The 15,647-nt window shown below is 73.6% G+C and carries 13 protein-coding genes; 4 read left to right on the forward strand and 9 right to left on the reverse strand.

What is annotated here, in order from left to right; translation table 11 throughout:
* Window positions 1–13 precede the first annotated feature (13 nt).
* From deoC to MODMU_RS22745, 4 genes are all read left to right on the forward strand, one after another.
* On the forward strand, window positions 14–1,009 hold the full coding sequence (gene deoC / locus MODMU_RS22730) for a deoxyribose-phosphate aldolase (RefSeq protein WP_231851705.1): 996 nt from the start codon (window positions 14–16) through the stop codon (window positions 1,007–1,009).
* Between the two features lies 1 nt (window position 1,010).
* Window positions 1,011–2,453: an aldehyde dehydrogenase family protein gene (locus tag MODMU_RS22735; RefSeq protein WP_014742743.1), complete on the forward strand. Its 1,443-nt coding sequence runs from the start codon at window positions 1,011–1,013 to the stop codon at window positions 2,451–2,453.
* Entirely contained in the window at window positions 2,450–3,316 is an 867-nt protein-coding gene (locus tag MODMU_RS22740; protein WP_014742744.1) for an aldehyde dehydrogenase family protein, read from the forward strand. Before MODMU_RS22735 ends, MODMU_RS22740 begins: the two co-directional genes overlap by 4 nt.
* A gap of 112 nt (window positions 3,317–3,428) precedes the next feature.
* A complete protein-coding gene (locus MODMU_RS22745) occupies window positions 3,429–4,877 on the forward strand; it encodes a hypothetical protein (RefSeq protein WP_014742745.1) in 1,449 nt (482 codons plus the stop codon).
* 154 nt (window positions 4,878–5,031) lie between these two features.
* Here MODMU_RS22745 and MODMU_RS22750 read toward each other — a convergent pair whose 3' ends face one another.
* From MODMU_RS22750 to MODMU_RS22790, 9 genes are all read right to left on the reverse strand, one after another.
* Window positions 5,032–6,603, reverse strand: coding sequence for a DEAD/DEAH box helicase (locus tag MODMU_RS22750; protein ID WP_231851706.1), 1,572 nt, complete (start codon window positions 6,601–6,603; stop codon window positions 5,032–5,034).
* 285 nt (window positions 6,604–6,888) lie between these two features.
* Window positions 6,889–7,962, reverse strand: a complete 1,074-nt coding sequence (locus MODMU_RS22755; RefSeq protein WP_014742747.1) for an adenosine deaminase — start codon at window positions 7,960–7,962, stop codon at window positions 6,889–6,891.
* A gap of 105 nt (window positions 7,963–8,067) precedes the next feature.
* Complete coding sequence (locus tag MODMU_RS22760; protein WP_014742748.1) at window positions 8,068–8,880, reverse strand: ABC transporter permease; 813 nt, start codon at window positions 8,878–8,880, stop codon at window positions 8,068–8,070.
* Window positions 8,877–9,734: an ABC transporter ATP-binding protein gene (locus tag MODMU_RS22765; RefSeq protein WP_014742749.1), complete on the reverse strand. Its 858-nt coding sequence runs from the start codon at window positions 9,732–9,734 to the stop codon at window positions 8,877–8,879. The genes MODMU_RS22760 and MODMU_RS22765 overlap by 4 nt, the downstream gene beginning before the upstream one ends.
* Before the next feature lie 121 nt (window positions 9,735–9,855).
* Window positions 9,856–11,139, reverse strand: a complete 1,284-nt coding sequence (locus MODMU_RS22770) for a thymidine phosphorylase (RefSeq protein WP_014742750.1) — start codon at window positions 11,137–11,139, stop codon at window positions 9,856–9,858.
* Window positions 11,136–11,555, reverse strand: coding sequence for a cytidine deaminase (locus MODMU_RS22775; RefSeq protein ID WP_014742751.1), 420 nt, complete (start codon window positions 11,553–11,555; stop codon window positions 11,136–11,138). The genes MODMU_RS22770 and MODMU_RS22775 overlap by 4 nt, the downstream gene beginning before the upstream one ends.
* Entirely contained in the window at window positions 11,555–12,844 is a 1,290-nt protein-coding gene (locus MODMU_RS22780; RefSeq protein ID WP_014742752.1) for an ABC transporter permease, read from the reverse strand. The genes MODMU_RS22775 and MODMU_RS22780 overlap by 1 nt, the downstream gene beginning before the upstream one ends.
* Window positions 12,841–14,007: an ABC transporter permease gene (locus MODMU_RS22785; protein WP_014742753.1), complete on the reverse strand. Its 1,167-nt coding sequence runs from the start codon at window positions 14,005–14,007 to the stop codon at window positions 12,841–12,843. The genes MODMU_RS22780 and MODMU_RS22785 overlap by 4 nt, the downstream gene beginning before the upstream one ends.
* A complete protein-coding gene (locus MODMU_RS22790) occupies window positions 14,004–15,548 on the reverse strand; it encodes an ABC transporter ATP-binding protein (protein WP_014742754.1) in 1,545 nt (514 codons plus the stop codon). Before MODMU_RS22790 ends, MODMU_RS22785 begins: the two co-directional genes overlap by 4 nt.
* Window positions 15,549–15,647 lie beyond the last annotated feature (99 nt).

Genomic DNA, 15,647 nt, shown 5'->3' on the forward strand with positions numbered 1-15,647 from the left:
GAGAATGCCCGGCATGACCCACGTGCTGGACCCGAGCGCGCTCACCGGCGGGGGGAGCCTGACCGGCCCCCTCCCGGACCCGTTCGCCGACGTGACCCGTTCGGACGACGCCTTCCGTGCCTTCCTGCACGGCCTGCCCGGCGTCGACCAGGTCGGCGCCGAGAACCGGGTGAAGGTGCTGGGCACCCGCTCGATCAAGACCACCGCCAAGGCGTGGGCGATCGACACCGCCATCTCGATGGTCGACCTGACCACGCTGGAGGGCTCGGACACCCCCGGCAAGGTCCGGTCGCTCGCCGCCAAGGCCCGCCGTCCCGACCCCGAGGACCCCGGCTGCCCGCCCGTCGCCGCGGTCTGCGTCTACGGCGACCTGGCCGGCGTCGCGAAGGAGGCCCTGGCCGGCACCGGCATCAAGGTGGCCGCCGTCGCCACCGCGTTCCCCAGCGGCCGGGCCAGCCGGGCGGTGAAGCTCGCCGACGTGGCCGACGCCGTGAGCGGGGGCGCCGACGAGATCGACATGGTCATCGACCGCGGCGCCTTCCTGGCCGGCCGCTACCTCGACGTGTTCGAGGAGATCGTCGCGGTGAAGGAGGCGTGCGGGGCCGCCCACCTCAAGGTCATCCTGGAGACCGGCGAGCTGGTCACCCTGGACGCCGTCCGCCGCGCCTCCTGGCTGGCGATGCTGGCCGGCGGCGACTTCATCAAGACCTCCACCGGCAAGATCTCCCCCGCCGCCACGCTGCCGGTCTGCCTGGTGATGCTCGAGGCGGTGCGCGACTTCCGCGCCGCCACCGGCCGCCAGGTCGGCGTCAAGCCCGCCGGCGGCATCCGGACGACGAAGGACGCCGTCAAGCACCTCGTGCTGGTCAACGAGACCGCCGGGGCCGACTGGCTCTCCCCCGACTGGTTCCGCTTCGGCGCCTCCAGCCTGCTCAACGACCTGCTCCTGCAGCGGCAGAAGCTCCGCACCGGCCACTACTCCGGCCCCGACCACGTGAGCGTCGACTGAGATGAGCATCTTCGAGTACGCCCCCGCGCCCGAGTCGCGGTCGATCGTCGACGTCCGGCCGAGCTACGGGCTGTTCATCGACGGTGAGTTCACCGACGGCACCGGCACCCCGCTGAAGACCGTCAACCCGGCCACCGAGGAGGTGCTCAGCGAGGTCGCCACCGGCAGCGACGCCGACGTCGACCGCGCCGTCCGGGCCGCCCGCCGCGCCTTCACCCGGGTCTGGGGGCCGATGCGCCCGGCCGACCGCGGCAAGTACCTGTTCCGGATCGCCCGGCTGCTGCAGGAGCGCGCGCGGGAGTTCGCCGTCCTGGAGACCCTGGACAACGGCAAGCCGATCCGGGAGAGCCGGGACGTCGACGTCCCGCTGGCCGCGGCGCACTTCTTCTACCATGCGGGCTGGGCCGACAAGCTCGAGCACGCGGGCCTCGGCCCGGCTCCGCGCCCGCTCGGCGTGGCCGGGCAGGTCATCCCGTGGAACTTCCCGCTGCTGATGCTGGCCTGGAAGGTCGCCCCGGCGCTGGCCACCGGCAACACCGTCGTCCTGAAGCCGGCCGAGACCACCCCGCTGACCGCGCTGCTGTTTGCCGAGGTCTGCCGGCAGGCCGACCTGCCCCCGGGCGTGGTCAACATCGTCACCGGCGCCGGCGAGACCGGCCGCGCGGTGATCAGCCACCCCGACGTGGACAAGGTGGCCTTCACCGGCTCCACGGAGGTCGGCCGGTCGATCGCCCGCGCGGTCGCCGGGACGTCGAAGCGGCTCACCCTCGAGCTCGGCGGCAAGGCGGCGAACATCGTGTTCGACGACGCCCCCATCGACCAGGCCGTCGAGGGCATCGTGCGCGGGATCTTCTTCAACCAGGGCCACGTCTGCTGCGCGGGCTCCCGGCTGCTGGTGCAGGAGAACGTGCACGACGAGGTGGTCGCGGCCCTGCAGCGCCGGATCGGCACGCTGCGGGTCGGTGACCCGATGGACAAGAACACCGACCTCGGCGCGATCAACTCCGCCGAGCAGCTCGCCCGGGTCCGCGAGCTGACCGCCTTCGGCGTCGATGAGGGCGCCACCTGCTGGCAGCCCGAGGGCGAGCTGCCGGGCCGTGGGTTCTGGTTCAAGCCGACCGTGTTCACCGACGTCTCCCCCGCCCACCGGATCGCCCGGGACGAGGTGTTCGGCCCGGTGCTCTCGGTGATGACCTTCCGCACGCCCGACGAGGCGGTGGCCAAGGCGAACAACACGACCTACGGGCTCTCGGCCGGCATCTGGTCGGAGAAGGGCTCGCGGATCCTGAAGATCACCGACCAGCTGCGCGCCGGGGTGGTCTGGGCCAACACCTTCAACGAGTTCGACCCGACCTCGCCGTTCGGCGGCTACAAGCAGTCCGGCTACGGCCGCGAGGGCGGCCGGCAGGGCCTCGCGGCCTACCTCCAGGGAGAGACCAAGTGACCGACCGCCTGGCCGTGCGCAAGACCTACAAGCTCTACCTGGGCGGGGCGTTCCCCCGGTCGGAGTCCGGCCGCACCTACGAGGTCACCGACGCCAAGGGCCACTTCCTGGCCAACGCCGCCTGGGCCTCCCGCAAGGACGCCCGGGACGCCGTCGTGGCCGCGCGCGGTGCGTTCGCGAAGTGGTCGGGTGCCACCGCCTACAACCGCGGCCAGGTGCTCTACCGGGTCGCCGAGGTGATGGAGGGCCGTGCGGCGCAGTTCGCCGAGGAGGTGGCCGCAGGCGAGGGGATCTCCTCGTCCAAGGCCCGGGCCGAGGTCGACGCCGCGATCGACCGGTGGGTCTGGTACGCCGGGTGGACCGACAAGCTCGCCGCGGTCCTGGGCAGCACCAACCCGGTCGCCGGCCCGTACTTCGGCTTCTCCGTGCCCGAGCCGACCGGGGTGGTCGCCGTGCTGGCACCCCAGCGGTCCAGCCTGCTCGGCCTGGTCAGCGTGCTGGCCCCGGTGCTGGCCGCCGGCAACACCGCCGTCGTGGTCAGCTCGAAGGACCGCCCGCTGCCGGCGATCACCCTCGGCGAGGTGCTGGCGACCTCCGACGTCCCGGGCGGGGTGGTCAACCTGCTGACCGGGGACGCCGCGGAGATCGGGCCGTGGCTGGCCGAGCACGCCGACGTGGACGCGATCGACCTCGCGGGCGCGCCCGCGCCGCTGGCCATGGAGCTGGAGCGCTCGGCGGCCGGGACCGTCAAGCGGGTGCTCCGAGCGGCGGCCGAGGAGCCGGACTGGACCGCCGATCCGGGGCTCTCCCGGCTGCGGCCGTTCCTGGAGACCAAGAGCGTCTGGCACCCCATCGGCCTCTGATGAAGGACCCCGTCCTCCTCACCCCTCGCAAGCTCGGGGCGAGCCTCTGGACGGGGCCGAAGGGCCGTCAACCGCCATGCGGACGCACAGCGTGATCGGGCAGGATCGTCCCGTGGCCCGCCCCAGCATCGTCCCCATCGCCCTGACCCTCGACGACCGCACGGGCTACACGCTCTGGGCGCCGCCGTGGGAGGAGGACGGCGAGGAGTGGCAGGCGTTCCTCGGCAGCACCGTCGACCTGCCGGCCGACATCAACGACGACGACCCGGAGGCCCCCGGGCCCACCGCCGTCGTGCACCTGTTCCCCTCCCCGGCAGCGCTGGCCGCCTTCTGCCGGGTGAGCACCGACCACGACCTGGCCGACCACCCGGTCTGGCCGGTCGTGGCGACGCTCGGGCCCGAGGACCTGACCCCGGACGAGGACCACCGCTTCGACCTCGACGGCGTCTACGACGTGGTCGCGGAGAACCCCGACCGGTGGGCGGTCGACGAGCTGGCCGCGACCCTGGACATCGTGGGCCGGCTGGCCGAGTGCTGCGAGACCCCCGTCGACGACGACGACGACGACGACGAGGACGACGACGATGAGACGGCGTTCGAGTCCGTCGCCGAGCTGGTCTCCCGCCCCGAGGTCGCCGCGCTGGGCCTGGGCATCGACGCCTTCCTCGGCCGCGACGGCGAGGGGGCCTGGGCGCGGCTGGGCACCGCGGTCGACGAGCTGTGGGAGGACGTCCTCGAGGAGCTCGACGACCACCTCGACTGGACCGGTGCCGGGACCGTCACCACCGAGGACTACCCGTCCGCCGCCGAGGAGGCCGAGGCGCGGGCCGCCGAGCCGGAGGACGACGACGAGGACGACGACGAGGACCTGGACGACGCCCCGGCCCGGCCCGCCGCCGGCTCGACCGCAGCCGCCCCGGCCGAGGCCGCGACCGCCGGCATCCGGACGATCCGCGGCGGCAGCGAGCTCGCCGCCACCCCGGCCGCCGTCGCCGCCGCGCAGGAGTTCTGGGAGGCGGTCGGCATCCTGCCGGTGGAGGTCGTCGTCCCCGAGGGCCAGGGGGTGACGCTGCGCTGCTACGTCGAGGACCGGGCCCGGTTCCTCGGCCGCGAGGGCCAGGTCTTCGTGTTCCCGACCCCGGTGGCCCTGGCCCGGTTCTGCGCCGGCGACGAGGCCCACGACCTCACCGAGATCGCCTCCTGGGCCGAGGTCGCCGACACCGACACCCTGCCGCTGCCGGCCGACCAGGACCGCTACGACCTGGTGGAGATCTCCGAGGTGCTCGCCGAGGTCGCCCAGGGGGCCGGCGGCCTGGTCGAGCTGCGGGCGCTGCTGCAGCCGGTCGAGGGCGTGCTCGACCTCGCCGAGTACGCCGAGCTGCCCCGGGTGCAGCAGCAGCTCGCCGCGGACGCACCGCTGGGCCGGGTGGTGGCCCGCGCCGAGACCGACCCGCGCGCGCCGCTGTCCGCCGAGGAGGCGCCGGCGCTGGTGACCGCCTGGCAGCAGATCGTGGACGACATCGGCACCGCGCTGGTCTTCCGCTCCGACCTGGCGCGCTGAGCGATCACTTGCCGTTGATCATCGGCAGGTGGTCGCCGCTGCCGGCGTGGCGAGCGACCACTTGCCGATGATCAACGCCGTCCGGACCCCCTGAGAACGGCAACGGCCGGCCCCCGCAGTGCGGGGACCGGCCGTTGCCGTCAGTGCTGCTGGCTCAGAAGCTCCGAGCCGGGCGGGCGGGGCGGCCGCCGGGGCGGTGCCCCTCACCCGAGCTGCGGTAGCCACCGGGACGACGGTCCCGGTCGCCGCCACCCGCGGAGCGATCCCGATCGCCGTAGGAGCGCTCGCCCGAGGGGCGGCCTCCGTACGAGCGGTCGCGGTCGCCACCGGCAGGCCGGTCGGCAGCGGAGCGATCCCGATCGCCGTAGGAGCGCTCGCCCGAGGGGCGGTCTCCGTACGTGCGCTCGCGGTCGCCGGCGGGCCGACGCGGGCCACCCCGGTAGCCGGGACGGTCACCGGTGGGACGACGCCCGTCGCGACCGCCGGCCGGACGGCGCGACTCGCGCACCGGACGGACGATCGGCTCGACGAACGTGCCACCGGCGACGAGGTCGGTGATGGGCGCGTCACCCGGACGGATCCGGGTCACCTGCGGGTCCAGCTTGGCCTGGCGGAACCGGCGCTTGGCCTGCCCCACCTGGTCGGGCAGCAGCAGCGAGACCACGACACCCGCGGCACCGGCGCGCGCGGTGCGGCCGGAGCGGTGCAGGTAGGTCTTGTGGTCTGCCGGCGGGTCGTAGTGCAGCACCAGCGACACGTCGTCGACGTGGATGCCACGCGCGGCGACGTCGGTGGCCACCAGCACCGGGCTGCGGGCGTCGGTGAACGCCTCCAGGGCCCGGCGGCGGGCCGACTGCGGCAGGCCACCGTGGATGGCCTCGGCCTTGATGCCGACCATCTGCAGGTTGTCGGCCAGCCGGTCGGCACCGTGCTGGGTGCGCACGAAGATGATGATCCGGCCCGGACGGGCGGCCATCGCCTCCGCGATCTTCAGCTTGTCCGGGAAGGACACGCTGTAGGCCAGGTGCTCGGCCTGCGGGCCGGTGTCAGCGGCCTTGGCGACCTCGTGCCGCGCCGGGTCCTTGAGGTAGCGACGCACCAGGGTGTCGACCTCGCCGTCCAGCGTGGCCGAGAACAGCAGCCGCTGACCGTCGGAGCGCGTCTGGTCGAGCAGCTCCTTGACCACCGGCAGGAAGCCGAGGTCGGACATGAAGTCGGCCTCGTCGATGACCGAGACGACGACCTCGGCGAGGGTCGCCTCGCCCTGGTTGATCAGGTCCTGCAGCCGCCCGGGGGTGGCGATGAGGACGTCGACGCCGCGGCGCAGCTGCTGGATCTGGCGGTACATCGAGGCACCGCCGTAGACGGCCGCCAGCTGCACGCCGTTGCTCTGGCCGAGGGGGGCCAGGTTGTCGTGCACCTGCTGGGCCAGCTCGCGGGTCGGCACGAGGATCAGGCCGCGGGGTGCGCGGCGACCCTGCTGCGGCTCCGCGCCGAGGCGGGCCAGCAGCGGCAGGCCGAAGGCCAGCGTCTTGCCCGAGCCGGTGGCGGCCTTGCCGAGCACGTCGCGCCCGGCGAGGGCGTCCGGCAGGGCGCTGGTCTGGATGGCGAACGGGTGGCGGATGCCCTTGCGCTCGAGCGCGGTGACCAGCGGCTGGGGCAGGCCCAGCTGGGCGAAGGTCGGGCCGGTGGGCTCGGCGGGGATCTCGGGGGTCTCCTCGGTCACGGCAGCCGTGTTCTCGGGGAGGTCGTTCGGGATTGCGGTGTTCTGGACGTCGACAGAGTCGAACGAGGACAAGCGGGAACTCCGATACAGATCGGTGCGCGTCCCGTGGTGATGCTTTCCGCCGGATGACCGGCGTCCACACTGGTGATCGCCGCCGTCTGCGATGACGCGTGATCTGCACGGATGCGCTGCCCGGACAGGACCGTCCGGGAGGATGACCGGCACTCACCGGCACGATCAGGTTAGCAGCGCCGGCCCCGGAATGATTCCCGAGGCGGCGTGACCTCACTCGCGCAGGGCGGCGTACCCCGGTCGGACGACGTCGTGCAGCAGCCGCGTCCGCTCGCCGTCGTCGAGGAAGGCGCCGGTCAGCGCGCGCTCGGTGACCGTCTGGACGTCGTTCCAGCTCCAGCCGTGGGTGGCCACGACGTCGGCGAACTCGCTGGTCAGCGACACCCCGCTCATCAGCCGGTTGTCGGTGTTGAGGGTCACGGTGAAGCCGCCGCGGTGCAGCCGGCCGACCGGGTGCGCGGCGAGCGAGGGGTAGGCGCCGGTCTGCACGTTGGACGAGGGGGCGACCTCCAGCGGCACCCGCTCCTCCAGGACACGCCGCGCGACCGGGCCCAGCGGGCCGTCCAGCGGCACCTCGTCGGCGATCCGCACGCCGTGGCCGAGACGCTCGGCACCCGCGCCGTCCAGGGCCGCCCGGATGGACTCGATGCCGGCCGCCTCACCGGCATGGATGGTGCGGTGCGCACCGGCCCGGTCGAGCAGCGCCAGGGCGTCGGGGATACGGTCCGGCGGGAAGCCGTCCTCGGGCCCGGCGAGGTCGAAGCCCACCACGCCGGCGTCCCGGAAGGCGACGACCTGCTCGGCGACCTCGACCCAGCGGTCGGCCTGGCGCATGGCGCACAGCAGGGCGCCGACGACGATCGGCCGGCCCGCCGCGGCGGCCTCCCGGCTGCCCTGGGCGTACCCGTCGAGCATCGCCTCGACCGCGGCCTGCAGCGGCATGGCGGTGAGCAGCTCGGGGGCCATCCGCACCTCGGCGTAGACGACGCCGTCGGCCGCCAGGTCCAGCGCGCACTCGCGCGCCACCCGCTGCACCGCCTCGGGCCGCTGCATCACCCCGACGGTGTGCGCGAAGGTGAGCAGGTAGCGCTCCAGCGAGCCGGAGTACGCGGCCTCGCGGAACCACCGGCCCAGCGCCTCCGGCTCGTCGGCCGGCAGCGCGCCGTAGCCCACCTCGTCGGCGAGCTCGAGGACGGTCTGCGGGCGCAGCCCGCCGTCGAGGTGGTCGTGCAGCAGCACCTTGGGCGCGCGGGCGAGGGTGGTGGCGTCCAGTGGTGCGGCGGGCATCCCCGCACGCTACCCAGCCCCCCCGTCCGGTCCAGGCATAGGTACCTATACCTGCGGATCTGCCGCCAGAACGCAGGTAAAGGTACCTATGCCCGGCGGGCGGGGTCAGCGGTCGATCTTGTCCTGCCAGCGGAACGTGCGGACGCAGAGCACCAGCCCGACGACGCACCAGATGCCCAGCACCAGCGCGACCCGGCCCAGCTCCCAGCTGCCGGCCGGCTCCTGCGCGGCGAGCGCGTCGGGCAGGAACACCGAGCGCAGGCCCTGCGCCATCCACTTGAGCGGGAACAGCGCGGCGATCGTCTGCAGCCAGGTCGGCACCTGGCTGAACAGGAAGAAGACGCCGGAGATGAACTGCAATACCAGCGCGATCGGGGTGACCGTCGCCGAGGCCGACCGGCCGTTGCGGGCCAGGCTCGAGACGGCGATGCCCAGCAGGGTGCAGGCCGCCGAGCCCAGCCCGGCGACCCAGACGAAGGTGATCCAGTCCGACCCCGACGGCAGGTCGACGCCGTAGAAGACCGCGCCGATGGCCAGCAGGATCGCGATGATCGCCACCGTGACGGCGAAGACCTGCACGACCTTGCCGACGAAGTAGGCGGCCTTCGGCATCGGGGTGCCGGCCAGGCCCTTGAGCGTGCCGTCGCTGCGCTCGGTGGCGATGTTGATCGCCATGTTCTGCAGGCTGGCGCCGAGGATGCCGGCGGCGATCACCCCGGCCATGAAGTACTGGGTGAAGGAGACGCCGCTGCCCAGGTCGTAGTCCAGGACCGCGCCGAAGACCAGCAGCAGGATCACCGGGAACATCAGGGTGAAGACGACGGACTCGCGCTGCCGGAAGAACTCCTTGAGCTCCACCCCGGCACGGGTGCGGCAGACGCTGCCGACCGAGGGCAGCGGGCGGTCGACGGTCGTCATGAGGGCTCGCCGATCATCCGCAGGTACACGTCTTCCAGGGTCGGGCGGGCGACGGCCAGGTCCGGCACCTCGCCGGGGAACCGCGCCGCCAGCTCGGCGACGAACGCGGTGGGGGTGGCGGTCTCGGCCGCGCGCCGGACGCCGCCCTCGGTCCAGTGCACGACAGCCGGAGCCTGGCCGCGGCCGCCCAGCTCACTGGGGACGGCGACCTCGACCAGCCGGCCGCGGGCGATGACGCCCACCCGGTCGGCGAGCTCCTCGGCCTCGTCCAGGTAGTGCGTGGTGAGCAACATCGTCGTCCCCAGGTCGCGCAGGGAGCGGATGAGCGACCAGAACTGCCGGCGCGCCTCGGGGTCGAACCCGGTGGTCGGCTCGTCGAGGAAGAGCAGCCGGGGGCGGCCGACGATGCCCAGCGCGACGTCCAGCCGGCGCCGCTGCCCGCCGGAGAGGGTGCGCCCGCGGGCACCGGCCTTCTCGGTCAGGCCGACCAGCTCGAGCACCTCGGCCGGGTCGCGCGGGTCGGGGTAGTAGGCGGCGTGCGCCCGGAGCAGCTCCAGGCAGGTCAGCTGGCTGTCCCCGGCGCCGGACTGCAGCACGATGCCGATGTCGGCCTTCCACCGGCGGCCACCGCGGGCCGGGTCGACCCCGAGCACCTGGACCTCCCCGCCGTCCCGCTCGCGGTAGCCCTCGAGCACCTCGACGGTGGTGGTCTTGCCGGCGCCGTTGGGGCCCAGCAGCGCGAAGATCTCCCCGCGCGCGATGTCGAGGTCCAGCCCGTCGACGGCGTTGCGGTCGCCGTAGCGCTTCACCAGGCCGCGCACCGAGATGGCGGCATCGGGGTCCACCGGGCTCATGACCGGCGCGGACACGGTCGACGGACGGCTCACGAAGGGTCAGTCTCCCCCATGCCCCTGTGGCCCCCTCGCAGGGTCCCGCCGCGAGCTTGCGAGTGGTGGGGGGCGAGGGGGTCCTTCGTCACGCGGTGATGCGGTCCAGGACCAGGGGGAGCGGCTCGTCGGCGGTGTCGACGCCGATCGCGCCCTCCAGCGCCTCCAGCGCCCGCGGGATCCGAGCGGCGTCGTCGGTCTGCAGCTCCAGCAGCGGCTGACCGGCGGTCACCTGCTCCCCCACCCCGGCGGTCCACACCACACCGGCCGCGGCCGAGACCGGGTCCTCCTTGCGCGCCCGGCCGGCGCCCAGCCGCCAGGCCGCGACGCCGAGGGCGTAGGCGTCGAGCCGGGTCAGCGTGCCGGTGGCCGGGGCGGTGACCACGTGCCGCTCGGCCGGCTGCGGCAGCGCGGCGTCCGGATCGCCGCCCTGGGCGGCGATCATCCGGCGCCACACGTCCATGGCGCGGCCGTCGGCGAGGGCGTCGGCGGGGTCGACGTCGTCCCGGCCGACCCCGGCGAGCATCTCCCGGGCCAGCGCGAGGGTGAGCTCGACGACGTCGGCCGGGCCACCGCCGGCCAGCACCTCGACGGACTCGGCGACCTCCACGGCGTTGCCCGCGGCCCTGCCCAGCGGCCGGTCCATGGCGGTGACCAGGGCGACCGTGCGCACCCCGGCGGCCTCGCCCAGACCGACCATGGTGCGGGCCAGCGTGCGGGCGTCGTCGGGGTCGCGCATGAACGCGCCCGACCCGGTCTTCACGTCGAGCACCAGCGCGTCGGCGCCCTCGGCGATCTTCTTGCTCATGATCGAGCTGGCGATCAGCGGGATCGACTCGACCGTGCCGGTGACGTCGCGCAGCGCGTACAGCACCTTGTCGGCCGGGGCGAGGTCGTTGCCGGCCGCGCAGATGACCGCGCCGACGTCCCGCAGCTGAGACACGTACTCCTCGTCGCTCAGCGCCGCGCGCCAGCCGGGGACGGCCTCCAGCTTGTCCAGCGTCCCTCCGGTGTGGCCCAGGCCGCGGCCGGACAGCTGCGGCACAGCCACCCCGCAGGCGGCGACCAGCGGCGCGAGCGGCAGGGTGACCTTGTCCCCGACGCCGCCGGTGGAGTGCTTGTCGGCGGTCGGCCGGCCGAGCCCGGAGAGGTCCTTGCGGACGCCGGAGTCGATCATGGCCTGGGTCCAGACGGCCAGCTCCTCGGGCGTCATGCCGCGGAAGAACACCGCCATGAGCAGCGCGCTCATCTGCTCGTCGGGCACCTGCCCACCGGTGTAGGCACCGATCACCCAGCGGATCTGCTCGGCGGAGAGGACGACGCCGTCCCGCTTGGCACGGATGACGTCGATCGCGTCGAACGGCGCCGTCATGCCCTGGCCGCCGCCGCGACGAGGTCCTCGGGACCGAACGCGTCGGGCAGCACCTCGCGCATCATCACGATGCCCAGCGAGACGGTCTCGATGAGCATGTCCGCGCCGCCGTGCTCCCAGAGCAGCTGCCGGCAGCGGCCGCAGGGCATCAGCGGCTGGCCGTCCCCGCCGACGCAGGCCACCGCCACCAGCCGGCCGCCGCCGGTGCGGGCGAGGTCGCTGACCATGCCGCACTCGGCGCACAGGCCCAGCCCGTAGGAGGCGTTCTCGACGTTGCAGCCGGTGACGACCCGACCGTCGTCCACCAGCCCGGCGACGCCGACCGGGAACTGCGAGTACGGCGCGTAGGCGTGCGTCATCGCCTCCCGGGCCGCCGCGCGCAGCGCGTCCCAGTCCAGGTCGGGTACCTGTGCCACTAGTGCTCTCCTCGTCGGTAGACCAGGCCGTCGGCCTTCGGTGGGCGCAGCCGCTGGGAGGCCAGCGACAGCACCAGCAGCGTGACCAGGTGCGGGGTGAACGACACGATGCCGGTCGGCAGCTCGTCGATGGTCAGGTAGCCGACCAGCGCCAGGACGGCGAACACCACGGCCAGCGACCCCTGCACCCAGCGCCGCCGCGGGAACTGGAAGACGGCCACCACGGCGAGGATCAGCGCGACGATCAGCAGCAGCGCCACCACGGCGCTGCGGCTGCGCAGCTGCAGGCCGTCGGCGAAGCCGAACAGGAACGCTCCGCCGGTCAGGCCGCCCGGGCGCCAGTTGCCGAAGATCAGCGCGGCCAGGCCGATGTACCCGCGCCCGTTGGTCTGCCCCTCGCGGTAGATGTTGGCCACGAAGACCAGCACCACGCCGCCCAGCCCGGCCAGCGCCCCGGAGACGACCACCGCGATGTACTTGATCCGGTAGACCGGCACGCCCAGCGAGTCGGCCGCGGCCGGGTTCTCCCCGCACGAGCGCAGCCGGAGCCCGAAGGCTGTACGCCACAGCAGCAGGTAGGTGGCCGGCACGAGGAGCACCGCCACCAGGGTGAGCACCCCGACGTCGGAGGTGAAGCCGCGCACGATGCCGGCGACGTCGCTGACCAGGAACCAGTGCTTGGCCTCGAGGTCTCCGAGCAGGTCCGGACCGCTGGACAGCACCGGCAGCGAGAACGACGGCGGCTTGGACGACAGCGACGGCGACTGGGTGATGCCCGCGCCGTCGCTCCGGCCGCTGTACAGCGACTCGGAGAGGAACCGGACGACGCCGGCCGCCAGGATGTTGATCGCGACGCCGGAGATGGTGTGGTCGACGCCGAAGGTGACCGTGGCGAGCGCGTGCAGGAGCCCGCCCAGCGCGCCCATCAGCAGGCCGCCGACGATCGCCGCCGTCCAGCCCCACTGGTAGCCGGCGTACCCGGCGCCCCAGGTGCCGAGGATCATCATGCCCTCGAGGCCGATGTTGACCACGCCCGCGCGCTCGGAGAACAGCCCGCCGAGGGCCACCAACAGCAGCGGGGTGCTCAGCAGCAGCGCCGCCGTCATCACCGACGACGACGTCAGCGCGTCCTGCCCGCTGACCACCCGGACGACGGAGAAGAGCACGACCAGCCCGGCCAGCGCGATCGCCAGCCGGCCCGGCGTGCCGGCGGCCTGCAGCCGGCGCAGCGCCGAGGGCCGGCCGGCCGCAGGGCCGCCGGTCTCCGTCGTCGTCACAGACGTGCTCATGGGGTCCCCTCCGAGACGACACCGGGGATCCGGCGGGTGGTCATCGAGTCGTCCGGGGGCGGACCGGAGGACTGCCGGCTGGCCCGTTCCGCGGCCCGCCGGGTGATCCGGCCGGCGATCTCGTTGGCGACCACGACGGCCAGCACGATCGTGCCCTGGATGATCGTGACCACCGAGGAGGGCAGGCTCGCGGCCTGCAGCGGCACCGAGGCCCGGTCCAGGAAGGCGTAGAGGACCGCGGCGAGCGCGATGCCGCCGGGGTTGTTCCGGCCCAGCAGCGCGACGGCGATGCCGAGGAAGCCCAGCCCGGAGGTGAAGTCGGTGTTGTAGTCGTAGGTGCGGCCCAGTAGGTCCGGCAGCCCGATCAGGCCGGCGACCGCGCCGGACAGCAGCATCGCCTTGACCACCATCCGGCGGGCGTCGACCCCGCTGGCGCTCGCCGCGGACGGCGAGAGGCCGGTGGCCCGCAGGTCGAACCCGAAGCGGGTGCGCTGCAGCAGCACCCAGACCACGATGCCGACCACGACGGCGACGACGAGGAAGCCGTAGAGCTGGCGCGGCGGGTTGGCCAGCCCCAGCACGTCGAAGATCCCGTTGAGCCCGCCCAGCCGGCCGGACTCCGGGATCGGCGCGGTGCTCACCGTCGAGGCGCCCTCCGGGCTGCCCCGGAACGGGCCGGTGAGCAGGTAGGAGGCCAGGCCCAGCGCGATGAAGTTCAGCATGATCGAGCTGATCACCTCGCTGACCCCGCGGGTGACCTTGAGGACCGCGACGATGCCGGCCCAGATCGCCCCGACCGCCATCCCGACCACGATGATCAGCAGCACGTGCAGCGGGCCCGGCAGGGTGACCGCTGCGCCGGCCGCGGCGGCCATGATCGTGGCCATCCGGTACTGGCCCTCGACGCCGATGTTGAACAGGCTCATCCGGAAGCCGATGGCCACCGCCAGCCCGGCCAGGAACAGCGGCAGCGCGCGGTTGAGGATCGCCACGACGGCGGTGATCTGCTGGCTCGGGGTGTCGCCCAGGTCGACCATCACCGAGAGGACCTGCAACGGGTCGACCCCCAGCAAGGCCATGACCGCCGCCGAGATCGCGACGGCGATCAGCACCGCCAGGGCGGGGGCGAGCAGCAGGGTGCCGATCCGGCGGAGCACGGTCACGCCGCACCCGCCGGGGCGTTCTCGTGCCCGCCGGTCATGTACCCGCCGAGCACCTCCGGGGTGACCTGCCGCGGGTCGACGGTCGCGACCAGCTTCCCGCGGAGCATGACGTGCAGGGTGTCGGACAGGCCGATCAGCTCCTCGAGGTCGGCGGAGACCAGCAGGATGCCCAGCCCCTCGGCCCGGGCGTCCTTGAGCAGTTCCCAGATCACCGACTGCGCGCCGACGTCGACGCCGCGGGTCGGGTGCGCGGCCAGCAGCACGCGCGGCGAGGCGCTCATCTCGCGGCCGACGATCAGCTTCTGCTGGTTGCCGCCGGAGAGCGCGACCGCCGGGGTGTTCGGGCCCGGTGCGCGGACGTCGTACTCGCGCATGATCCGGGAGGTGTCGGTGCGGGCGGCCCGGCGGTCGATGAAGGCCCCCTTGACCGCCGGCGGGCGGGTCTGGTGGCCCAGGATGCGGTTCTCCCAGAGCGGGGCGTCCAGCAGCATCCCCTGCCGGTGGCGGTCCTCGGGGATGAAGCCGACGCCGCCCTCCCGGCGGCGCCGGGTGGACCAGTCGGTGATCTCCTCCTCGCCCAGCAGCACCGTGCCCGCGGTGGGCAGCCGCAGCCCGAGGACGGCGTCGATCAGCTCGGACTGCCCGTTGCCCTCGACCCCGGCGATGCCGACGACCTCGCCCTCGCGGACGGTCATCGACACGTCGTCGACCACCGCCCGGCTGCCGGCGCCGCCGGGCACGGTGAGGTGGCTGATCCGCAGCACCGGGGTCTCGCGGACCGTGGAGTCGCGGGTTACCGGGGTGGGCAGCTCCGCGCCGACCATCATCTCGGCCAGCTGCCGGGCGGTCGTCGTCGCCGGGTCGGCGGTGCCGACGGTGGTGCCGCGGCGGATGACGGTGATCGAGTCGGCCACCTTCCGCACCTCGTCGAGCTTGTGCGAGATGAAGATGACGGTGAGGCCCTCGCGCTTGAGCTCCGCGAGGTTGCCGAAGAGCTCGTCGACCTCCTGCGGGACGAGGACGGCGGTCGGCTCGTCGAGGATGAGGATCGTGGCGCCGCGGTAGAGGACCTTGGCGATCTCCACCCGCTGCCGGTCGCCGACGCCGAGGTCCTCGACGAGCGCGTCGGGCTCCAGCCCCAGGGAGTAGCTGTCGGAGATCTCGGTGATCCGGCGGCGGGCGGTCGCCCGGTCCAGCCGGCCGCCCTTCGTGGGCTCGCTGCCCAGGACGATGTTCTCCAGGACGGTGAAGTTGTCAGCCAGCATGAAGTGCTGGTGCACCATGCCGATGCCGGCCGCGATCGCGTCGTTGGGGCTGCGCAGGTGCACCTCGCGGCCGTCGACGAGGATCTGGCCCTCGTCCGGGCGGTGCATGCCGTACAGCGTCTTCATCAACGTGGACTTGCCCGCGCCGTTCTCACCGACGATGGCGTGCACCTCGCCGCGGGCGACCCGCAGCTCGATGTCCTTGTTCGCGACCACGCCCGGGAAGCGCTTGGTGATGCCGCGCAGCTCCACCGCCAGCGGTGTCGACTCGGTCAACGGGGCTCCTCGGGGGCCGGGTGGGCAGGGAGGCGGGCGGACCGGAGGTCTTCCGGCCGCACGGTGGCCGGACGGTGTCCTCGTCCGACGCGGAGACGG

It is taken from the genome of Modestobacter italicus (assembly GCF_000306785.1).
GTDB classification, from domain to species: Bacteria; Actinomycetota; Actinomycetes; order Mycobacteriales; family Geodermatophilaceae; genus Modestobacter; species Modestobacter italicus.